This is a genomic window from Heliorestis acidaminivorans (genome assembly GCF_008933955.1).
Taxonomy (GTDB): domain Bacteria; phylum Bacillota; class Desulfitobacteriia; order Heliobacteriales; family Heliobacteriaceae; genus Heliorestis; species Heliorestis acidaminivorans.
In genome coordinates this window covers 72,983-95,526 of record NZ_WBXO01000001.1, presented here as the reverse complement: position 1 = coordinate 95,526, position 22,544 = coordinate 72,983, and the positions used below count along the sequence as shown (strand labels likewise).

Annotated in this window: 19 protein-coding genes and 1 tRNA gene; 1 reads left to right on the top strand and 19 read right to left on the bottom strand. The window is 39.9% G+C overall.

What is annotated here, in order from left to right; genetic code table 11:
- Positions 1-11: 11 nt before the first annotated feature.
- The 4 genes from mutS to F9B85_RS00440 form a co-directional block, all read right to left on the bottom strand.
- Positions 12-2,660 (bottom strand): DNA mismatch repair protein MutS, encoded by a 2,649-nt coding sequence (gene mutS / locus F9B85_RS00455; RefSeq protein ID WP_207707004.1) that lies wholly within the window; start codon positions 2,658-2,660, stop codon positions 12-14.
- Between the two features lie 52 nt (positions 2,661-2,712).
- Entirely contained in the window at positions 2,713-4,056 is a 1,344-nt protein-coding gene (gene miaB / locus F9B85_RS00450) for a tRNA (N6-isopentenyl adenosine(37)-C2)-methylthiotransferase MiaB (protein ID WP_151617652.1), read from the bottom strand.
- Positions 4,057-4,240: 184 nt separating this feature from the next.
- Positions 4,241-4,975 (bottom strand): cytochrome c biogenesis CcdA family protein, encoded by a 735-nt coding sequence (locus F9B85_RS00445; protein ID WP_207707003.1) that lies wholly within the window; start codon positions 4,973-4,975, stop codon positions 4,241-4,243.
- A 60-nt stretch (positions 4,976-5,035) separates the two neighbouring features.
- Entirely contained in the window at positions 5,036-5,785 is a 750-nt protein-coding gene (locus tag F9B85_RS00440) for a hypothetical protein (protein ID WP_151617651.1), read from the bottom strand.
- Positions 5,786-5,971: 186 nt separating this feature from the next.
- Between F9B85_RS00440 and F9B85_RS00435 the strand changes: the two genes are divergently transcribed.
- A tRNA-Trp gene (locus F9B85_RS00435) sits at positions 5,972-6,047 on the top strand.
- Between the two features lie 259 nt (positions 6,048-6,306).
- On the opposite strand, the gene gap is transcribed toward F9B85_RS00435, so the two are convergent.
- From gap to cobT, 15 genes are all read right to left on the bottom strand, one after another.
- Positions 6,307-7,311, bottom strand: a complete 1,005-nt coding sequence (gene gap, locus F9B85_RS00430) for a type I glyceraldehyde-3-phosphate dehydrogenase (RefSeq protein WP_151617650.1) — start codon at positions 7,309-7,311, stop codon at positions 6,307-6,309.
- A 219-nt stretch (positions 7,312-7,530) separates the two neighbouring features.
- Positions 7,531-9,021, bottom strand: a complete 1,491-nt coding sequence (locus F9B85_RS00425) for a putative amidoligase domain-containing protein (protein WP_170270054.1) — start codon at positions 9,019-9,021, stop codon at positions 7,531-7,533.
- A complete protein-coding gene (locus tag F9B85_RS00420; RefSeq protein ID WP_151617648.1) occupies positions 8,999-10,036 on the bottom strand; it encodes a YheC/YheD family endospore coat-associated protein in 1,038 nt (345 codons plus the stop codon). Before F9B85_RS00420 ends, F9B85_RS00425 begins: the two co-directional genes overlap by 23 nt.
- A gap of 98 nt (positions 10,037-10,134) precedes the next feature.
- The gene (locus F9B85_RS00415; protein ID WP_151617647.1) at positions 10,135-11,439 is read right to left on the bottom strand and encodes a YheC/YheD family endospore coat-associated protein; all 1,305 of its coding nucleotides are present in this window, start codon (positions 11,437-11,439) and stop codon (positions 10,135-10,137) included.
- Entirely contained in the window at positions 11,440-12,528 is a 1,089-nt protein-coding gene (locus F9B85_RS00410) for a YheC/YheD family endospore coat-associated protein (protein ID WP_151617646.1), read from the bottom strand. It lies immediately after the preceding gene.
- Between the two features lie 91 nt (positions 12,529-12,619).
- Positions 12,620-13,483, bottom strand: a complete 864-nt coding sequence (locus F9B85_RS00405) for an ion transporter (protein ID WP_151617645.1) — start codon at positions 13,481-13,483, stop codon at positions 12,620-12,622.
- 147 nt (positions 13,484-13,630) lie between these two features.
- Complete coding sequence (locus tag F9B85_RS00400; RefSeq protein WP_243138016.1) at positions 13,631-15,511, bottom strand: ribonuclease J; 1,881 nt, start codon at positions 15,509-15,511, stop codon at positions 13,631-13,633.
- Positions 15,512-15,617: 106 nt separating this feature from the next.
- The gene (locus F9B85_RS00395) at positions 15,618-15,980 is read right to left on the bottom strand and encodes a hypothetical protein (RefSeq protein WP_151617644.1); all 363 of its coding nucleotides are present in this window, start codon (positions 15,978-15,980) and stop codon (positions 15,618-15,620) included.
- A 41-nt stretch (positions 15,981-16,021) separates the two neighbouring features.
- Positions 16,022-17,479: an IMP dehydrogenase gene (guaB, locus tag F9B85_RS00390; protein WP_151617643.1), complete on the bottom strand. Its 1,458-nt coding sequence runs from the start codon at positions 17,477-17,479 to the stop codon at positions 16,022-16,024.
- 117 nt (positions 17,480-17,596) lie between these two features.
- Positions 17,597-17,902 carry a YkvA family protein gene (locus F9B85_RS00385; protein ID WP_151617642.1) on the bottom strand — a complete coding sequence of 102 codons (306 nt, stop codon included), beginning with the start codon at positions 17,900-17,902 and terminating at the stop codon, positions 17,597-17,599.
- A 31-nt stretch (positions 17,903-17,933) separates the two neighbouring features.
- Entirely contained in the window at positions 17,934-18,575 is a 642-nt protein-coding gene (gene cobC, locus F9B85_RS00380) for an alpha-ribazole phosphatase (protein ID WP_151617641.1), read from the bottom strand.
- Positions 18,576-18,577: 2 nt separating this feature from the next.
- Positions 18,578-19,672 (bottom strand): pyridoxal phosphate-dependent aminotransferase, encoded by a 1,095-nt coding sequence (locus F9B85_RS00375; protein ID WP_151617640.1) that lies wholly within the window; start codon positions 19,670-19,672, stop codon positions 18,578-18,580.
- A gap of 35 nt (positions 19,673-19,707) precedes the next feature.
- The gene (locus tag F9B85_RS00370) at positions 19,708-20,595 is read right to left on the bottom strand and encodes a GHMP family kinase ATP-binding protein (RefSeq protein WP_170270053.1); all 888 of its coding nucleotides are present in this window, start codon (positions 20,593-20,595) and stop codon (positions 19,708-19,710) included.
- Positions 20,592-21,422: an adenosylcobinamide-GDP ribazoletransferase gene (locus tag F9B85_RS00365; RefSeq protein WP_151617638.1), complete on the bottom strand. Its 831-nt coding sequence runs from the start codon at positions 21,420-21,422 to the stop codon at positions 20,592-20,594. The genes F9B85_RS00370 and F9B85_RS00365 overlap by 4 nt, the downstream gene beginning before the upstream one ends.
- Positions 21,423-21,434: 12 nt before the next feature.
- The gene (cobT, locus tag F9B85_RS00360) at positions 21,435-22,493 is read right to left on the bottom strand and encodes a nicotinate-nucleotide--dimethylbenzimidazole phosphoribosyltransferase (protein WP_151617637.1); all 1,059 of its coding nucleotides are present in this window, start codon (positions 22,491-22,493) and stop codon (positions 21,435-21,437) included.
- Positions 22,494-22,544 lie beyond the last annotated feature (51 nt).

Here is a 22,544-nt window from a genome sequence, read left to right as displayed (position 1 = left end):
TAACCACCTCATTACACTTTCTTTTGCCATTTGGCCAACCAGTTTAAGCTCTCCAGTGGTGTCAAATTGTTAATGTCCAATTTCTTTAACTCTGTCACCATTTTGTTAACTGTTGAGTCTACTGAAGGAACTACTTTTCTTTCCGGTAATGTTCCGTAAAAAAGGGCTAGTTGTTCTTGCTCTGTTACTTGCGCCTTTTCTTTACTTTTTTCTTCTCTAACTACAGGTAAGGTCTCCTCTTTATCAATACCTTCTTGCTCTAAAGTAGCTAAAATTTCTCTAGCTCTGTTAATGACCTCATCAGGAAGTCCTGCTAGTCTGGCTACTTGAATGCCATAACTTTTGTCAACTCCGCCAGGACGAATTTGATGTAAAAAAACAATCTCATCGCCTACTTCATCTATTGCTATGTTGTAACAACAAATACCTGACAAGGTTTTTTCTAATTGTACTAGTTCATGATAATGGGTAGCAAAAAGTGCTTTTGATTGACGTTGTTGAATTGCTTCTGCTACAGACCAAGCAATAGCCATGCCGTCGAAAGTGCTAGTACCGCGACCTACTTCATCAAGAATAATCAGAGATTGATCTGTAGCATGATGAAGAATATGAGCTACTTCTGTCATTTCGACCATAAAAGTACTCTGTCCTGTTGCTAGATCATCAGAAGCGCCAACACGTGTAAAAATACGATCTACTACGCCGATAGAACATGCAGATGCAGGTACGAAAGAACCAATCTGTGCCATCAATACGATAAGTGCAACTTGACGCATGTAAGTACTTTTACCAGCCATATTTGGCCCTGTAATTAAAAGCAATCTTTGTTGTTGATCTAGCAATGTGTCATTAGGTACAAAAACTCCAGGTCCTACATGTTCTTCCACCACAGGATGGCGTCCACCGTAGATTTCTATTTGATCGCTATTGTTAACTTCTGGGCAAGTATAAGCGCCTTCAACTGCTATCTGGGCTAACGATAGAAGGGTATCTAATTGCGCTACTCCTTTGGCTGTCTGCTGTAGTTGAGGTAATTTTTTCTCTATTGCTTCTCTTAAATCGATAAAGAGACTATATTCTAACTGAATTAGTTTATCTTCTGCTCCTATAATTTTGTCTTCATATTCTTTTAGTTCTTTGGTGATATATCTTTCACCGTTAGATAATGTTTGTTTGCGAATATAGTCATCTGGTACATGAGCTAAGTTAGAGCGAGTCACTTCTATGTAATAACCGAAGACTTTGTTGTAGCCAATTTTTAAGGACTTAATACCTGTTCTTTCTCGTTCTCGCCGTTCCAGATGGGTTAGCCATTCTTTTCCTGTTCCTGCAATATTATGTAATTCATCGACATCTTCATGATAACCTGTCCGAATTAAAGCGCCTTCACGTATAGAAAAAGGTGGATCATCAAGCAGGGCTTGTCGAATTTCTGTAGCAATCTCTACTTGAGGATCTATTAGCTTTGCTAGCTCTTGCAAAGCGGCTTCTCCTTCTTGTAACTGCTTTAGAACTGGCGGTAAGGCTTCTAAGGAAGATGCTAAGGCAATTAGATCTCGACCATTGGCAGAGCCGTAGGAAATTTTGCCGCAAAGACGTTCTAAATCGTAAACTGATTTTAATGCTTCTCTTACAGATTCCCTGATTAAGCCATCATCAACTAAGGCTTTGATATACTTTTGTCGTTCTTTGATTTCTGAGAGTTTGATCAATGGTTGCTCTAACCAGCGTTTTAAGAGTCGACCACCCATGGCTGTAACTGTTTTATCTATTACGCCTAAGAGTGAACCTTTTTTAACCCCATCGCGCATCGTTTGAGTTAGTTCAAGGTTGCGCCGTGTTGCTGTGTCGAGACGCATAAACTGTTCGGTGCTATAAGATTGCAAAGCTGAAATATGTTGTAATGTTGTTTTTTGCGTCTCTTGTACGTAATGTAACGCTACAGCCGCTGATAGCAAGCCTGCAGGCCATTGTGCACAGCCATAGGCTTCTAAAGAAGATACGCCAAAGTGCTTCTTCAAAAGCTTACGCGCTTGTTCAAGCGAAAAACTTTCTTTAGCTAAAGTAATGATAAAACCTTGGGCTGTCCATTCTTTAGTCAAAGTAGGCTCTTGTTCTGCTAATTGTGTAGTAATGACTATTTCTTTAGGCGAAAGTCGTGCAAGCTCTCCTTGTAAGCCTATGCTTTCTTTTTCAGGCCAGTAGGTTACATAGAAATCACCGGTCAGCACATCGATAGCTGAAAGTCCCCAGTCACCTTGGTTTCTGGCTAAGGCGACTAAGAAGTTGTTTGTTTTATCTTCTAGAGTTGTTGCATCAGTAATTGTACCTGGTGTGACTAAACGAACAACTTCACGCTTAACTATGCCTTTTCCTTTTCCCGCTTCTTCTACTTGTTCACAGATGGCTACTTTGAAGCCTTTGCTGACTAGTCTAGAAATGTATCCTTCTGCGGCATGATAGGGAACACCGCACATCGGTATACGCTCTTCCATGCCTCCATCTCGAGCTGTCAAGGTAATTTCAAGCTCTCTTGATGCTACAATAGCATCTTCTCCAAACATTTCGTAGAAATCGCCAAGACGAAAGAAGAGAAAAGCATCGGGATATTGCTCTTTAATCGATTGATATTGCCGCATCATAGGCGTTGGCCCTTTCAAGTCTTTTCTCCCCTTTCTCTTCTCAACTGCTTTCACTACTTTATGGTGCTTCTTAGGGCCTTGTATCTTCTAAATTGCCTAAAAGCGTCCAAGTTCTTACTTCCTCTATTTTTACAGAAACTATTTGACCAATGCTGTCTTCTTGACCGTCAAAAACAACAATTTTGTTGCCTCTGGTACGTCCTGTAAGTTTGTCAGGATTAGTTTTGCTTGGTCCTTCTACGAGCACTTCTAAGACTTGTCCAACTAAAGGCTCGTTCTGCTCTAAACTAATCTTATTTTGTAATTTTAGGAGCTTCTGAAAACGCTCTCTCTTGGTTTCATCACTAATTTGATTTTCCATTTCTGCCGCTGGTGTACCAGAACGACGAGAGTAAAGGAAGGTAAAAGCGTTGTCGAAACGGACTTTTTCTAACAAATCAAGAGTGTCAGCAAAATCTTCCTCTGTTTCTCCAGGGAAACCTATGATTAGATCGGTTGTCAAGGCTACATTAGGTAAAGCTTGACGAATCTTACTGATAAGATCAAGATAGTATGCCCTGTTATATCCACGGTTCATGGCTTCTAAGACAGCGTTACTACCAGCTTGTACAGGTAAATGGATTTGCTCACATACTTTAGGGGCTTTAGTCATAGCTTCAATCAAAGTAGGATCAAAATCCTTCGGGTGTGATGTAGTAAAGCGTATGCGTTCTAACTTATCAATTTTGTTTACTTCTTGTAACAAAGTGCCGAAAGAGATAGGCGGCTGAAGGTCTTTACCGTAAGAATTAACATTCTGACCCAGTAGAGTTACTTCTCTAACACCTTGCTTAACTAAGCTTTCTACCTCGGCGACAATGTCTTTGGGTTGTCTACTCCGCTCTCTTCCCCGTACATAAGGAACAATACAATAACTACAATAGTTGTCACAACCGTACATAATTGTTACATGAGCTTTAATTCCTTCTACAGAGCGCTCTGGAAGCTCCTCAATAATCTCGCCTTCACTATCCCATACATCAATGATTCTTTCTTGACTTTGTCGACAGCGTTCAATCATTATGGGCAACTGATGCAAGTTATGGGTTCCAAAAACAAGATCAACATGTCGATAGCTTGTACGAATCTTGTCACTCATGCCTGGTTGTTGCACCATGCAACCACCAATTCCAATAATCACTTCCGGATCGGCTTTTTTATGTTTATTTAGTTCACCGAGCCTGCCTAAGATTTTCTGCTCTGCCGATTCACGAACACAGCAAGTGTTAATTAAGATAACAGCCGCTTCTTCAGGCTGAAGTACTTTTTCATATCCCATTTGAGTTAAGAATCCAGCTAAGGATTCGGAATCTCTCTCGTTCATTTGACATCCAAAAGTGTAGATGAAATAGCCATTTTTGAGCCTTTTCGTCATCGTTGCTTTATCTCCTCACAGCTTACTATTCTGATTATGATATTATATCCTGTTGTGGACGTAAAGAAAAGTTTGGTCACCTAGGAATCAAGGATGTGAAAAAAGAAGCCATCTTGACTGATCTTTTCATTCAAGATGACTTCTTATAATGAAGTACTCTTCTATTTCTTTTTTTCCAGCTTAACTAAAAGTTAAGCATAAAGTTAAAGTAGGCTGTAATTCTGCCTAGCTGATTAGTTACAATCAGAATACCTAAGATGATCATAATCGCACCACTAGCGATAGAAACCATAGGCAAGTATCTTCCTAGCTTGGAAAGATATTTTTCTACTGAAGTAATAAAGAGGGCCGTAATTAGAAAAGGAATGGCTAATCCTGCTGAGTAAGCAAGGAGTAAGTAGATTCCTTGCGCCATTGTTTCTGTTGTAGCCGCATAGAGGTAGATAGCCGAAAGGATAGGTCCTACACAAGGTGACCACCCTGCGGCAAAAGCCATCCCTAGAAGAATAGCGCCTATAAAGCCACCAGACTTTGGTACTTTATTAAAGCGCACTTCTCGATATAGCCACTTGATCGGCAATAGTCCTGTCAGATGAAGACCAAAGAGAATAATAATAACACCAGCTATGTTTTGTAAAGTTCCTCGATAACCCCATAACCATTGACCAAGATAAGTTGCCGAAGCACCAAAAGCAATAAAGACGGTAGAGAAGCCGATGACAAATGCAAGTGCACGCCAAAAAGAGGTTAGGTGGATTCTACTTTTGTGGACACCATCATCTTGCTGTTCTTTAGATAGATTGGTTAGAGAAGTGCCTGTAAGATAGGTAATATAGGCTGGTACAAGTGGTAAAATGCAAGGTGATAAAAATGATGCAATACCTGCTAAGAAGGCAACCATGATCGATATGGAATCCAAGGATACCCCACCCCCCTATGTCTCCATTAGTTTACACGACTCCATAAGGGGGATCAAGTCTTAATCAAAGTAATAACTTGTATAAGGCTCAATGAGACCATCTTTTTCATCTCTTGCCACAGCAGGTGCTAGTACTTGAGCTAGTGCTCTAGCATCCTCAAAGCTAGCACAAGGAATACCACCAATAACAAATGGTCTTACTACTTGAAAACGTGGTACTTCTACTCGCAAAGGTTCTGCAGGAAGACGGGTAACTAAGGTTAGATAGGGTGCATTTTCTTTACGGGCATACTTGCGTAAGACATGTTGCAATTTATTTTCTAATTGCTCTCCCATTGGTCCTAAAGAAGTGCTATGATCGTAAAGATCTCTTCCTGAGCGTTGCCATAGCTTACCTAGTTCTTCAAAGCTGATAAAGTTATTTTTAGCTGTAAATTGTGCAGATTCTGCTCTTGCTACTTTTGCCAATTGTTGCAAATAGAACTTTCTTGTCTTGTCAAGATCTAAGACGACAAAAGGTTGCAGATTCTTGGCCATTATGCCTGTAGCTAAGCGTCTATCTTCAGCAAGTTGAAAGGCCATTTTGATGATAATTAGGGAAAGATTGATGTCTCGGAGCAAGTTCCTTTCTTCTTCGTCATAGAGGTAGACTCCAGACATTAGGTTTTTTCGATTTGTTTCCTGATCTGTTTTTACTTTCGGTCTATGGCTTTTGTAAATAACAGAGGGAGAACCACCCTTTTCTCTGGCAGTTCCAGGGCTAGATGATAGAGAAACACGCTTTTGTAGTAACTTTAATAAAATACCCAAAGTTGCTCTCCTCCCATAAAGTTCCATTTATTCCATTTGAACCCTTGTATTCGCCTTATCTTCCAGAAATTCCTTTATCAAGATTTATCCTCTTTTGTCGAAGTGCTTCTACATTTTTTGGGCATTTTGTCATATTTGGAATCTTGACAGGTTAAAGAGCTTTGTAGTATTATAATCTGCGTCCACAGGGGAGTAGCTCAACTGGCAGAGCGGCGGTCTCCAAAACCGTAGGTTGCGGGTTCAAGTCCTGTCTCCCCTGCCAAAACTTTTGTAAACATTGATGTATCGGGCTTTGTGGGCTTTTCGTAAGCTTCACGACATTGCGCCGAAAATCAATAAAAAAGGATATATAAGACCTTAAACCGTTGCCCTATAATGTAGAGCAACGGTTTTTTAGTACAAAAAAAGCGACAAAAAAAAGCGAGATGCTCAAAGGCAATCTCGCTTTTTTTGTCTATCTTCTTATTATCATAAGCTACTAGAGCTATTCATAATTACGCTCTACTCAGTGATTCTCTTAATTATAGAGAAAGACCAATTTTCTTAGCTAGGTCTAGCACACGACAGGAATAACCCCATTCGTTATCATACCAAGCTACGACTTTTACCATGTTGTTATCTGTGCTCATCGTAGAAAGAGCATCTACTATGGCAGAACGAGGATCACTTAAGAAGTCTCGAGAAACGAGAGGTTCATCGCAAACGCCGAGAATTCCTTTTAATTCACCTTCAGCGGCTGCGCGTAGAGCTGTGTTTACTTCTTCGCTATTAGCTTTACGCTCTAAATCTACAACGAGGTCAATAACTGAAACGTTAGGCACAGGCACACGCATGGAAAAACCATTAAGTTTGCCTTTAAGTTCCGGTAAGACAAGTGATACAGCTTTGGCAGCACCTGTTGTTGTAGGAATAATAGACATGCCTAAAGCCCGGGCTCTACGAAGATCTTTGTGAGGGTTATCTAAGATCCACTGGTCATTCGTAAAAGCATGTACTGTCGTCATAAGACCTTGTATAATACCAAATTCTTGTTGTAGCACTTTCGCGACAGGTGCTAAGCAGTTCGTTGTACATGATGCATTAGAGATAATGTGGTGCTTGTCAGGATCATATATATGATCGTTAACACCCATAACAATAGTTGCATCTTCATTCTTTGCTGGTGCTGTAATGAGTACTTTCTTAGCGCCGCCTTCTAAATGTTTGGCTGAACCTTCTCGGTTATTAAACTTGCCTGTAGACTCAATAACGATATCTACACCAAGTTCACCCCAGGGCAACTGGGCAGGATCACGATTTGATACGATACGTACTTCTTTGCCGTTTACGATCAAGCTGTTAGGAGTTGTACGAATATCCGCTTTAAGAACGCCATGTACAGAATCATAAGTGAGCAAATATGCTACAGTCTCAGGATCTGATGTGACGTTAATAGCCATAACATCAAGATCATTTCTTTCAAGGGCCGCTCTAAAAACATTTCTACCAATGCGGCCAAAACCGTTGATACCTAAGCGAATGGACAACGGAAATGCCTCCTTGTATCCAATTATGAGGTATTTATTCTACTTTCAAAGGAAATATCCTCCTACTTTTTAAAGAAAATAATCAATAAGTATGACACAATTGCTTGCATTTGTCATCCTATTCACAAGGTTCTTCTTTCTTTTTTTCTTATCTCGTCTATTTAATTATTAGGTATCAAAAAACAGGGTATCTGAGGCAGACACCCTGTTCTTTTTGCTTTATCGTATGGCACTTCCTGGCAACCAGGAAAAAGAGTGCCGCGGTTTAGCCACATGTCGATACCGTTGTACACCTATAGGCAAATTCCAAGACTTGCGCAAGTCTATTTTTTCGTTATTACCCATACCTTCTTGATACATTAACCAGATCATGTTTATTAGAACTCTTGTATCTTCAGTCCGATCTACTTGGTATAGTTCAGCTAGTGTACTTTGAAAGGCAGGGACTAGTTTTTCAAGTTCACTACTATAAAAAGCTTCCTGAAATGATAAATCAGCGAAATCCCAGCGTTTTAACATAGGATAATTTTTTACTGTCAGGTAGGCAAGTGTTAAAGCTACACGAGTAAGTTCAGGTGTTGTTAACCAGGAGCCAGGCGTTCTATATTCAAAGCCATGAGCTTTGACTCTAAAGTCACCGATGGTACCATAGAACTGTCTTCTTTGTTTTGCTTTTTCTCTATTTTCTAAAAATAATAATGGAAAAGCAAGATATTGATCGAGTGCTCTTAATATTAAGTTGTTTGGTTCAATACCACCGAAGTGAATGTGTCCTCCAGTAGGATAGCCTGGGTAAGGCTCTGAGCCAGCCATCCAGGCAATGTTAGCGTAAGGACAAAGTCTAGTAGCTTCCCGTAAAGCTTTTCGTATTTTTTCCATTGCTTCGTTTACACTGTCTGCTGGTTCAGGTCTTACTTCAGCTAGGGGTAAATCATCGGACGCACCAAAAGCTCTTCTGTTGTCGCACCCAATAAGGCCTTGTCGAGGAAAAAATCGAGATGCTGGCACCATGCGATGACCTGGTTGTAAGGAAAGCATAAATTCTGGATCAGAACCTATGGTGATAGACTTTTTTTCTTCCCCTTTTTTTATGGATTTTACGATAATATCAGCATAAGCGTGAGCTAATTTTTTTGGTAAGGACGGTGCAGGATCGATGCCTAAGATAACAGGTCCATTAGAACGATTGATACCTATTTGAACTTTGCCAAAATCTAAACCTAGACAGTGTAAGGCGCGCATGGCTGTAGGAATGAGTCTATCTTTTTCCCATTCCGTTAGATTGTTCAACCATTGAAAATTTTGTTGTGAGCCTCTGTTTTTTATATCTTTGATTTGGCTAGTTAGTACGATTTTCCTTTCTGTGGCTACTACTTTTGAATCCCAAAGGTAAATCAAGTATTCTTTAGGCCAAATTGTAATTGGCCAAGCTGTACCTTGACCGCCAAGAAAAGCTCGTAAGTGATTTTGATGTAGGATCGCTTCTATTTCTTGATAATTCTCTGGCCCTAGGCGATTGCTCTGGCTGTTATAACTTCTCTGTAAAGCTTTTACTTCTCTTGCTTCAGGAGATAAGGTCCAGTGAATGTAATAATCTACGGGATTTTCAGGCTTTTCTCGACCAGAGGTTACTTTAATTCCTTTTGCGCTAAGTTTGCGAATAAGCTCAGATAGGGATGAGTATTGATCATAATGAATGTATATGTTCATTACTATTCCTCCTCTGGTCTTGCAAATAGCGTACATAATCAGCTAAGAGATCGTAACTTTTGCGCTGAATAGGTCCTTCATCAAACGAACCGGGCTTAGAATTCATTTCTAAAATCCATAGTTTGCCTTCTTCTGAACAAGCCACGTCCATTGTGATTAAACCAAAAAGACTTTTGTATTCTCTTTCTATCGTCTTAGATGCTTCTTCAGCTAATTCTGCTAGTTCAGTTTTCTTGTCTTTCCAACCTTTATAGCCTAGTTTGCGTACCATTACTCTTTCCGGTTTTACTACCTGACCTCCATTAGGTCGATGGGTAACGACATGGCCTGGTGCCGCTAGGCGGATACCGGCACCTACATAAGTCCAGTAACCTTGCCCGTTTTTTTGTACAAGTACACGAAAATCATATTGGCGATTTTTCCATTTATCCAAGTTAATGCCTTGCTGACAGAGATAGTCACGTTTTTTTAAGACTTTACTAAGCCAGTATAATATTTTTTGTTCTTGTTGAAAAAACAGGTTTTTTGTTCCGTACTGTTGGATCCCAATTGCCTTCCATCCGTGGTGCCATTTTTCGATTCTATATATTCCTCTTCCTTGACAGCCTTCTAAAGGTTTTAGATAAACCTTAGTCCATTTTGAAAGGCAGTCTAAAGCTTCTTGCGGTGTTGGTTTTATGATTGTTGTTGGAATGTATTCTGTTAATGTGCTTTTATTGAGATGATTGTGTACGTCTGCTTTAGAAAGGTAGCGCGGGTTAAAATATATTTTTTGATTTTTTTTTATTCTTTCAATAGCTTTTTGGGTGACCTCGGTGCGCTCTCTTTTGCGTCCCATAATGCGATTGTAATAAATCAGCGGTGATGGGACTTTTTTGGCTTTCCAACTGCCATTGCGGTCCAAAAAGCTAGGACGCCAGGCTGTCACTTTTTCATTTTTTTCTACGTTTTGAATCGGTATGGCAACAGCGTAAATGCCACGTTTTTGGAGTGCTATGATAATATGGGCCAACATATAGGACCACCTGCCGAAGGGCTTGTTGGTTGATTTTCTACCCCAGGCTAAAATTCCTATATCTGGCGTATTCAACGTAATAATCCCCTTTCGAGTTCTTAGAAGCCATCTAAAAGTCGTCCGTAGACGAGCGGTCGTTCCAAAGACAAGCGCACTTGCTCGGGATCACCTTCTTCTGTAGAAAGTCGCTTCCGTGGTTTAGAGTTGATTTCTAGAAGCCATACTTTTCCATTTCGATCGACAGCTAAGTCTAACCCTAGTTCACCAAAGTTTTTTCCCGAGCCTTCTTCTAGTAGTAGTGGTAGCTTGATACCCCAACGTCTCATTTCTTTGATTAACAAAGTTCGCTTTCTCTTTCTGCCTGCTGTAGAGGCGGCTAAAGTGTTGCGTATTCCCATAGCAGTGCCACCTTGGCTTAAGTTTGAGGTAAAGCGACCTGGTGCGGCTACACGGCCAAAAGCTTTTGTGATCTGCCAATTACTTTTTCCATCTTTTTGAACGAGAAGGCGAATGTCAAAGGGAGCTCTTCTTACAGTTGCTAATCTTAATCCTTGTTGGGCTACGTATTTGGCCTTATCTAGTAATCTTTTTACTTTTACTTCTATGGTTTCTTTAGAAAGTACAGGTCCGAAGTTACTTTTGTTGCGTGATTGGAAGTAGTATCCTCCTGTAGAACGAATTCCAATGCGATAGATACCATATCCATGAGTACCATGAATAGGCTTGAGGTAGATTAAGCGATATTTTGTCAACAAAGGCCAGATCTCTTCAGGCTCATTGATTAATATTGTTTCTGGTAAGATAGCTTTAGCTTCTTCATTTTCCATTAAATGCTTGTGAGTCTCCCATTTATCGAGATAGCAAGGATTAAATAAAGTTACACCTAGCTTCTCGAATTTTTCTTTGCCTTCAACAACCTCAGGATGATTCTCCATACTTCTTTTGAGAATACGGTTATAAAGTACTTTAGGTAGAGGAAAAATTTTGCGTACCCAAGTGCCTGATTGAAGGTATACAGCTTCTACTGTCTTTTCTTCCCAAGAGATGTCTTGAACGGCGAAAACTGGTGCTGTTATGCCCAGGCGACGAGCATGCCTTTGTGTTTCCTTTAAGTGCGCAGACCAAGAGTATTTTTTTCCTTTTTTGCGATTAGCAAGGATACCAATCAAAGGTCCTAAGAGCAATGCTCCTTCTCGAGAAGAGAAGGCAATTTTATAAGGCACACCGGAGGGCCACTGTAGTTTTTTTAATAAGTCTTTAGAAGCAGTTGATGAAGGTTGTACTTTTGAACGCACAATAATTCTAGCGACTGCTTCTATTACGCCAGCACGAACAGGAACGAAGGCACCTTCTTGTAGGCCATAGCGCATTACTTCTCGAGTTGTCAAGGTAATCGTTTCCATTTATTTCACCTGGCTTTTCTTTTGAGATGCAAGATATTTAGCATACTCCAGAGGGCGACGCACTGCCATCAACCGTTTTTCTTCATCGCCAATTTTTTGAAAGATGATTCGACCAGGCCGTGCATTGGCTTCTAAAAACCACAATTTATTATCTTGATCAACAAGAAAATCAAGGCCTAGTTCGCCTAGAGAAGGGTAATGAGCTGTTAATCTTTGGGCAATTTTTAGCGAAAGCTTTTCGATCTCTTCTTGGGTTATTGTAATTACCTTGTCATCCCATAAGCTATCTAAAGAAATTGCTGAAGCACCAGTGTGAAGATTACAAGTTATGCCATTAGAAGCTTGACGTGCCGCCATACCTGTAATTTGCCAATTGCCTTCTCCACCTCTTTGTACTAGCACTCGAAGATCAAAAATCTTATCGTTCCAACGCAGTGGTTCAATTGCTTTTTGGATAATATACTTTTTGTTTTTTGTAAGGCTTTGTAGGAAAATAATGGCCTTTCTTCCACTAGCCCAGTTACCCCTACTTTTTCTGGCCTCTTCTATATATATTTTTCCATTTTTTCCATTGTGACTGATGCGAATGATACCTTCACCTTTTGTTCCTAATACAGGTTTCAAGTATGCCTTATCCCATAGATTAAGCAATTGACGCTGTTCGCTTTCTACACCTTTAAAAAGATAAGTTTCTGGTATGTGTAAAGCAATCTCCTGATCTTTGTTTAACTGACAATGAATTTTAAATTTATCTGCAACTACAGGATTAAATATGCTAACGCCTTTTTTGCCAAAATTACGACGACAATAGAGAGCGGCTCTCCATCCTTTCCCAAGATTGAAGTATCGATCATAGACTACTTTAGGGAAAGGTATCTTTCTCCATCGCCATTTGTTGTTAGCTAGATCGTAGAGATAACCCTCTAGGACCTTCTGTTTCCAATAGACATGGATAGGAGAGAAAACGAAAATAGCTATACCCAGCTTAGCGCCTTCATCAGCTAATTGACGAAAAAAAAGTCCATTTCCTTGAAAGCCTGTCGGCTTAGATGTAGGGTGAACTAAAATGCCAAGAACGAAAATCTTCACCCCCTCATAGGTCTAAGGTAATATATGAAAAATGAAATTAGAGGGTGAAAATAAAAAAAACCGCCTCTAGTGAGGCAGTCTAGAAATTGTATTATTCTTTTAGTTTTTTCTCTAATTGGCTTTGTAAATCTATTAACTTTTGCTGGGTAACTTTGATTTGATCTAGTAGCTGAGCAACTTGTAAATCTTCTTCTTTTGCCACGGCTACTTCTGCATGAATCGCTTCTACAGATGTGGCTAAGGCCTGCTTTTCTGCATCTTGCTCGTCTACTTTCGCATCTTGCAAATTATTTAGCACTATAGCAATAAATAGGTTGATGACTACAAAAGTTCCTAAGACAACAAAAGATACGAAATAGATCCAAGAGTAAGGATTAAGATCCATGGCTACATACATAACGTCTGTCCAGTCTTCTAAAGTAATTACGCGAAAAAGTGTTAGTAAGGATAGACCAAAAGATCCCCAAAGCTCTGGATCGTGTTTATGGAAGAGATGATATCCTAAGATTCCATATATGTAGAATAAGATTCCCGATAAGATTAAGACATGACCCATGCTAGGAATGGAACGTATTAATGTACTAACTATGAGTCGAAGTTCTGGAATAGCTGATACTAGACGTAAGATGCGGAGCAAGCGCACAAGACGTGCAATCATAGCAAACTGACCTGTAGCTGGTATCAAAGAAAGGATAATAATTGAAAAGTCAAAAAGATTCCAACCATCACCAAAATATTTTTTCCATTGTGGTGCTACTGCTGTGATCTTAATAATCGCTTCAAGAATAAAGACAGCTAAGATCAATTGGTGAGCAAGTAAAAACCATGAATCATAACTAGTAGTTAGAAAGGTAGATGTTTCTAAGCCTAAGATAATACTATTAATAGCAATTAGTACTACAATAAAGTGTTCAAAGTAGGGTAAGGCTATAATACGTTGACATAATGCTTTCATCTTTCTGTCACTCCTTGGTAGCTCTCGATCTTCTTCAATAATAGACGTCAAAAATAAAGTCAGGAGCGCCAAGGATTTATGGCAAAATAAAAGGGGGTATTACAATTTGTAATGTCCCCCTGCTCTTGCTTTTGTCTAAATCTCCATCTATATTTCCATAATGATAGGCAATACGATGGGGCGGCGCTTTGTTTTTTGATAAAAATACTCATTAAGAGTATCGCGTATCAAATTCTTTAGAATAGACCATTCTGTTGTTTTACCTGTTTTTTGATTCAAGGCATCACGAACACGACTTTTTGCTTCCCCTAGTAGATCGCCTGCTTCTCTGACAAATACGAAGCCACGAGATACTAGATCGGGGCCAGCTAAGATGGTTCCGTCTTCTTTGTTAATGGTTACTACAGCAATTACAACACCATCATGAGCCAAATGATGACGATCACGCAATACGATATTACCGACATCACCAACACCAATTCCATCAACCATGATACTACCTGAATCGACAGTTCCTGTAATCATAGCATTTTCCATGTTAAGTTCAACACGTTCTCCTATATTACAACGAATACATCTCTCATCAGGAATACCCATAGTTTGCGCTAGTTTGGCAAAAGTTGCCTGATGGCGATATTCTCCGTGAAAGGGAATTACATAACGAGGTCTTAGAAAATTAAGCATTAGCTTTATTTCTTGCTGTGCCGCGTGACCTGAGACGTGTACATTAGCTACTTCTTTGTAAACTACGTCAGCACCAATACGGAAGAGATTATCAATGGTTCTTGACACTAACTTCTCATTGCCAGGAATAGGTGTTGCTGAAATAACAACTGTATCGCCCTGACGAATAGCAATTTGACGATGATTATTAGTAGCCATGCGAGTTAACGCGGCCATAGGCTCACCTTGTGACCCTGTTGTAATAATTGTAACCTGATGATCAGGTAGTTTATCTACTTCTTCTAGTTCAATAAGCATTCCTTTGGGAATCGATAAATAGCCCAACTGTTGGGATACGTCAACTACAGTAACCATACTGCGTCCAACAACTGCTACTTTACGGTTAAATTCAGCTGCTGTATTGATGACTTGTTGAATGCGATGGACATTAGAAGCAAAAGTAGCGATAATTATGCGACTATCAGTCTTAGCAAAAACTGCTCTAAAGGTATCGCCAACGGTGCGTTCAGAAGGTGTATAACCTTGTCTTTCCACATTAGTAGAGTCACAAATAAATAGCATAACACCTTCATCGCCATAACGAGCCAGTTTGTTAAACTCTAAGACTTTATCATCTACTGGTGTTTGATCAAGTTTAAAGTCACCGGAATGAACAATCAAACCAACAGGAGTACGAATTGCTATACCAATACCATCGGGAATTGAATGATTTACACGAAAAAATTCTACTTGAAAGGGTCCAGCGTTAACTACATCATCTGCTGTAATTTCATGTAGTTGTGCTTCTCGAATAAGACCATGCTCTGTTAGTTTATTTTTAACGAGACCAAGTGTAAGCTTTGTTCCGTAAACTGGTACTTGAATTTGCTTAAGCACAAAAGGCAGAGCGCCAATATGGTCTTCATGACCATGAGTAAGAAAAATACCACGGATCTTATCTACTCTTTGCACAAGATAGCTAATATCAGGTATAACTAGATCTATTCCCAGTAGTTCTTCTCCAGGAAATTTTACGCCTGCATCGATTACAATTATATCATCACCGTATTCGATAACAGACATATTCTTACCAACTTCTCCAACGCCACCTAAAGGAATAAATGAAACTGTTGGCTTACCATTGCTATAGCCATTACCAATATTGCGATTTCTCTGAGGTACCTTTGCTTTACTTCGACGAGGACGATACCCTTTTTTCTGAAGGCTTTGTTCTTTATTAGTTTGATTTGGTTCTTGAGAATTGTTCATAACTTCTCCTTTAGTTGAACGAGATATATATTGCATAACAAAGAAAATAGCTTTCTCTGTACGTATTTCATCTCCATCATTGTAACATTTTTCCATATAATTAGTAAGATCATCCTAAGATGATTTTACTAATTATTTTTATTATATCCTTAAGTTTTAAGTAAAATATTTGTTTAATGCTTCTAGGGCAACCAGCTTAATTTCATTCATGCTCTTCCCACATCCAAGAATAAGTGCTAAAGCTATAAACCTTATAGCGACCATATTCTTCGTAGGAAACAAATTGGCTTATAGGAAAAAGGATTTCCCAAGATAAAGAATTACAGTCATCAGGCATTAGGTGAAAAGCCACTTGTTCAATCGTCAAGTGGCCTTCTTCAATTCGTTCTTCACGACGTAAAATATCTTTTACCCTGCAAGAGCCTTTTAAGATATTTGTATGTTGTCCAACTTTTAGATAAAAAGTTCCTTTACAACCTTGTATTTTTTTTAGGGATTCGGCTAGAACGCCTTCTCTAGGGTCTGTGCTAAAATATTCACTTCCCGCTAAGACATAGCTACCCATTATGGCCACCACCTATTATGCTACTTTAGATTATACTTTGGTTAGAGGCTGTAGTTGGGAGCTTCTTTGGTGATTGTTACATCATGTGGATGACTTTCTCTCAATCCAGCTGAAGTAATACGAATAAACTTAGTTTTAGTCATTAGTTCATCTAGATCACGACAACCACAATAACCCATGCCAGCTCTCAAACCGCCGATCATCTGGAAAAGAGTATCTGATACAGGCCCTTTATAAGGAACTCGTCCTTCAATGCCTTCTGGCACTAACTTTTTCTCGTTATCCTGGAAGTAACGATCTTTTGATCCTTCCTTCATGGCTCCTAAAGAACCCATGCCACGATAAACTTTAAAACTACGACCTTGATATATTTCAATATCTCCAGGGCTTTCCTCTGTACCTGCTAGCAAGCTACCAATCATGACTACGTTAGCACCTGCGGCGATTGCTTTTGTAATATCACCAGAAAACTTAATGCCACCATCAGCAATAATTGGAACACCTTTTTCTCTTGCCGCTCTGGCACTTTCATAAATTGCTGTGATCTGAGGAACTCCAATTCCGGCAACAACACGAGTTGTACAAATTGAGCCTGGTCCTATACCTACTTTTACACAGTCTGCACCAGCTTCAATTAAATCTCTAGTTCCTTCGTAAGTTGCTACATTACCTGCGATCACATCAACTTCAGGATAAGTGTTTTTAATTTGTTGTACTGTTTGTAAAACGCCACGAGAATGGCCATGGGCAGTGTCTACGACTATAGCATCTACACCAGCATCTATTAGAGCTTTTACGCGCTCCATAGTATCACCAGTTACACCAACAGCGGCACAAACACAAAGACGTCCACGATGATCCTTAGTAGAGTTAGGATATTGACGAGCTTTTTCAATATCTTTGATTGTTACAAGACCACGCAAGTAGCCCTCATCGTCAACTATGGGTAGTTTTTCTACTTTGTAACGGCCCAAAATTTCTTTAGCTTCATCAAGAGAGGTCCCTACAGGCGCGGTAATTAAATTCTCCTGCGTCATTACTTCATCAATGCTTCGAGAAAAGTCCGTCTCAAAACGCAAATCCCTGTTGGTAATAATCCCTACAAGTTTACCCTTGTCATCTGCAATCGGTACGCCTGATATGTGATACCGTTCCATGATAGCTAGTGCATCACCGATTTTGTGATCCCTTGATAAAAAAATAGGATCAGTAATAATTCCATGCTCAGATCGCTTAACTCGATCTACTTCATGAGCTTGCTCTTCAATCGTCATATTCTTATGAATAACGCCAATGCCACCTTCCCGAGCCATGGCAATGGCCATTTTAGAATCGGTAACTGTATCCATACCTGCAGACATAATAGGAACATTCAAACGGATTTTTCTCGTTAGTTGGGTCACAACAGTAACCTCTCTAGGAAGAATTTCCGATTTAGCTGGAATGAGAAGTACGTCATCAAATGTAAGTCCTTCAGAGGTAGTAAAACGTTCGTGCAAAAAAAACCTCTCCTTTCATAGAATAAAGCTTCGCCAAAAGTATTATCCCTAATTGTAGCACAATCTTACTAAATACGGCAACAAAAAAGGGAGTCACCTCGAATAGGGTGCTCCCAATTAGTCTATCCTCTCCATATACTCTCGAACTACATAAGAGGGTGCGGAAGCAAGAAAGCGATCCACTAAAAAAAGCACAACTGTTAGATCATCTATATGACCAAAAAAAGGAACCATATCTGGCACCACATCAAGGGGCCACAAAAAATAAGCCGTACCTAACCCTAATAAAAGGGCTTTGTTAACGACGGGGACTCTTCCATCTCGCAACAAAGCCATGATCAGACGAGAAGAACGAGGTAGATTAAAAAGGACTCTTAATCGTTGCCATGTAGTCGCTTTGGCTCTATGCATTCGTGCTGGCATGGTAATTCCCCCAGACCTATCCTTTATAGCTCTATTCTACCTTGTTTTCACAGTTAGGGAAAGCCCTTGCTAACAAGTGAGTACAATCATTGACTGTTTCTATGATGGCACTTTCACCGTGAAATGAAATAATGTTTAAAGCTGTATTGTCTTGCTTGAATTGCCAAGCGCGATCTAAGTCTAGGTCAAGGATTGCGCAGAGCAAAGAGCGAATAGTTCCACCATGAGCTACAATGGCAATATTTTCTCCTTGATGTTTTTTGACTACTTCTAATAAAGCTTTGTAGGCTCGCTTTTGCAAGGTAGCAAAGCTTTCGCCTCCTGGAATAAGTAGTTGCCCTGGTTTTGTTGTCCATAACTTTATCTCATTGGGATAAGCTTCTTCGATTTCTTGAAAAGTCATGCCCTCCCAATCCCCAAAATGACATTCACGAAAACGACAATCTAAGGATACTTCTTTATCTTTTTCCTGAGCAATAATCTTTGCTGTCTCTACAGCACGACCTAAATCACTAGCATAGAGTACATCAATTTTTTCATGAGCTAATCGATTTTTCAATTGTTGAGCTTGATAGCGTCCTTTTTCACTTAAGGCTACATCACTATGTCCTTGGTATCTTCGATTATAGTTCCACTCAGTTTCACCGTGGCGAATTAAAAAAATTTTCGTCAATACTAAGTCTCCTCCTTTGATATGGACTCGAAGGCTCCTAGCAATATTTCTGTCTCTTCTTTTTTGCGAACTGCGATACGCAGATAACGTTCTCCTAATAGCGCAAAGCTATTACAATTCCTTACTAATATATTTCTCTGAGCTAATTTTTCAGTCCACCATGTGGAACTGTAGCCACTTTTCTCTATGTTAACAAGCATAAAGTTAACTGCTGACGGTAGAGGTTCAAAGCTTGGTAAGGAAAGCAGTGCTTCCTGCAAATAGCCTCGTTGCTCTGGTAAAAGAGCTTTTGTTTTTTCTTGATATTCCCTATCTTGCAATGCGGCAACAGCAGAAACTTGTGCTAAATGATTAACAGACCAGGGATCTCGATGGCTTTTTAATTGCTCTATTATGGAAGGTTCAGCTATTAATGTACCCAGGCGAAGTCCTGGAATGGAGAAGAATTTTGTCAAGGAATATAGTACTCCTACATAGTTACTCTTAACAGCATGGGTTACAGCACTATTAGCTTCCTGAACAGGCAAAAAATCAATAAAAGACTCATCAATCAGAAGATGAATCTTTCTCGCTTCACAGGCTTGAATAACTTGATTAAGAGTATCTCTACTAAAGGTCCAACCTAGGGGGTTGTGTGGAGAACATAGTATGGCACCGTCACAACCAGATTGTTCTAGTTCCTTGAGCCATTGTTCCACACTAAAAATAAAGCCCCTACTCTCATCTAAATAATAGCTATGCAGTTGAGCACCTTGAGCTCTGATTGCACGATGATATTGGCCAAAAGCAGGCTCACAAAGCAATACCTTTTGCAATTGCCAATAACGTACCCAGTGATCGAGTAAATCAACTGCTCCATTGCCACATAAAATGGCACTAGAAGGTATATCAAGGTAATTACTTAAAGAACCTAAGAGTTGCCGACAATGAGGATCGGGATAGTGAATAACTTGATCGATCTGCTCTACCATCGCCTGTCGGGCTTGCTTTGAAAGACCTTGGTTATTAATATTGGCACTAAAGTCAAGTACATCATAAGCATAAGACCATACATCGCCACCATGAGCATAGTTGTTCCGTTCATCTTGCTTAAACATAAAAAGGTCTCTTCTCCTCCCCCTAGCTCGATCAATCAGCTCTGTTGATAACGAGGACCACCGCCAACAAGTCTATAGTGACCAAGATAGGTGTATGCTTGGCTTTGCTCATTCATCCACTGCCAAAGCTTTTCCTGCTTTTCTCTTTGCTCTCTTTCTACTAGTATACCTAATGTAGTACCGCTATGAGCAATAGCAACACCAAGCGCACCTAAAGCAGTTGTCTCTTCAGCAATAATTTCTAAATTTACTTTCGGTAGAATATTTTGATTGGCCAAGGCACTTATAGTTGCTCCTTGGCCAATTTTTTTTCTCTCTCCTGATTGTAAACCTGAAACTAATAAGTCAAAAGCCTGTTGAACCTGTCCTACTTTCGCTATGTTAAGTTCTATTAGTTCTTCTTGACTGTTGAAAATAACTGTATCAACTTCCCCACCCATATCGTAAATTAGCAGATCAATAGCAGGAATTTTACTAGTAATCGTCTCAGCTTTAGAACCACTACGATGATCAAAAATAGAAATTCCAGGCAAAAATAGACCATCAGAAGGTTCTATAGCTAAGATCAAGTTACTTAGTTCTTGGGTAGTTAATGTGCGTTGACAAGCCTGGGCTAAAGCGTACAAAGTTGCACAAAGATCAGCCGTACTAGAGGCCATGCCTTTACCTTTTGGTAAGGGATTGTGGAGATTTATCTGCACATCATAATGATTTCTAAGTTGCCACTGATCTAGTAATTTCTCCAGAGCTCTCCTAGTTTTACTACGGTCTTGCAAACCATCGATATTACCTTGCCCAGGCTCTAGAGATACTTCTGCCGAGACCCAGCAATCAATGGGACAGGTAATATGTAAGGCTTGCTTGCCTAGGATTCCTTGAGCAAGCTCACCGCACGTTCCTGGTACCTGCGCCCAACCTTTCATGAGAGCACCTCCCAAAAGGGCCATTGTAAGCATAGAACTAATAGAATTAAGGCGAAAACTTCAACAGTTTCACAGATAGCACCATAAATATCGCCAGTGAGCCCGCCAAGCAAACTTGTAAGCTGTCGAGCCCAAAAGTAAACAAAAAGAGCTGTAAGTAGTAGTATGAAAAGGCCCATAAAGCCAGCTGTTACCATCATAACGAAGGCCGTAAAAGCTGTTGTTTTGGCAACAGGTTTTTTTGGTCGATGACGGTGGAATAGTGAAGCTAATCCCTCAGGACGCGCATAGGGAAAATGGTATAAAGCAAAAGTGATAGCCCACCTTCCCATCATGGGAAGCCATAATAAGGTAAGAATGAAAGCTTCTAGGGAGCCATAAAAACCATTTAGATAATTCCAAGCTCCCATAAAAGCACCATTACTTGTTATTTCTAAAGGATAGAAAGATGCGAAAGCTCCTATTTTCAAGAGAAATAACAGTGTAACAGAGATAACAGCATGAGCTCCAACGCGAGAGTCGCGCATGATCTCAAGAATTTGCTCTGCTTTTCTCCCTGAAAAAATTCCATCAAAAGTATCCATGAACCCGTCAAGGTTTAAAGCGCCTGTGAGATAAACTTGAAAAGCTATCAAAAGAGGTATTAGTAAGGTGAAAGGAGCTAGGTAGGATAAGAAAAAAGCAGTTACAGCTAAAATTAAGCCAAGAATTAAGCCTACTAAAGGTATATAGACCAGTGATTTACCGAATTCTTGCTCATTGAAGGCAATAGAAGGTACTGGCAATCGTGTAAAGAAAGATAAAGCCATAAAAAAACGCTGTACCAAAGCAATCACCTGTTAGCTATTTCCACTGGCCACACCGGCTTCTTCAAAAGTAGCCATTTCTCTTAAGATTTTTATAGCCGCATCAACCATCGACATTACTAGTGCCGAGCCTGTCGCTTCTCCAAGGCGAAGATTCATCGTTAACATAGGCTGTAGTTCTAAATAGGCTAACATATATTTGTGTCCTGGCTCAGCCGAAAGGTGAGAGCCTATCATGTATTGGCGTGACAAAGGCGCAATAGTTGCCGCAATTAAGGCCGCCGCTGTGGAATTAAATCCATCAATGATCACAGGAATGCGATAGGCTGCCGCACCAAGAATAACGCCAGTCATACCTGCTATCTCCAAGCCGCCTACTTTGGCCAGTATATCAAGACCGTCTTGCTTATCTGGTTTGTTTACAGTAAGTGCTTTTTCTATAGCCTTGATTTTTATTTTTAATCGCTCATTATCAATTCCACTTCCACGACCTACCACTTTATCTACAGACAGACCGCTAAGAGCAGCGATAATTGCTGAGGAAGAGGTGGTATTGGCAATACCCATATCACCAGGTGCTACCAGGGTAATGCCTTCTTTTTCAACTAGATCTTTTACAATTTCTACCCCAACCATAATAGCTTGTTCTGCTTCTGATCGCGTCATTGCAGGACCTTTGGTCATATTTTGAGTACCATAAGCTACCTTCTTATTAACTAGGTCTGGTAAATCATGCATATCTACTTTTACACCTATGTCAACACAAACAATTTCTGCACCTGCATGGCGAGCTAGTACGTTTATACCAGCACCACCGTTTATAAAGTTGCGAACCATTTGGTATGTTACTTCCTGAGGAAAACAACTTACATCTTCTTCAGCCACACCATGATCGCCTGCCATGATAACTACTTTTTTCTTCGTTAGCTCTGGCTTAAAGACTCCATAAATAGCGGCTACTTGCTTGCCAATATCTTCAAGAACACCAAGACTTCCTAGTGGTTTCGTTAATGAATTAAGATGCTCTTGTGTCGCATCTAAGATCTCTTGATCGATAGGTTTAATCTTGCCGATAATTTCTGTAAGGGACATCTGTGAATTCCTCCTCAAATCTTTCCATAAAATCTTTTCGTTATCCTAAGA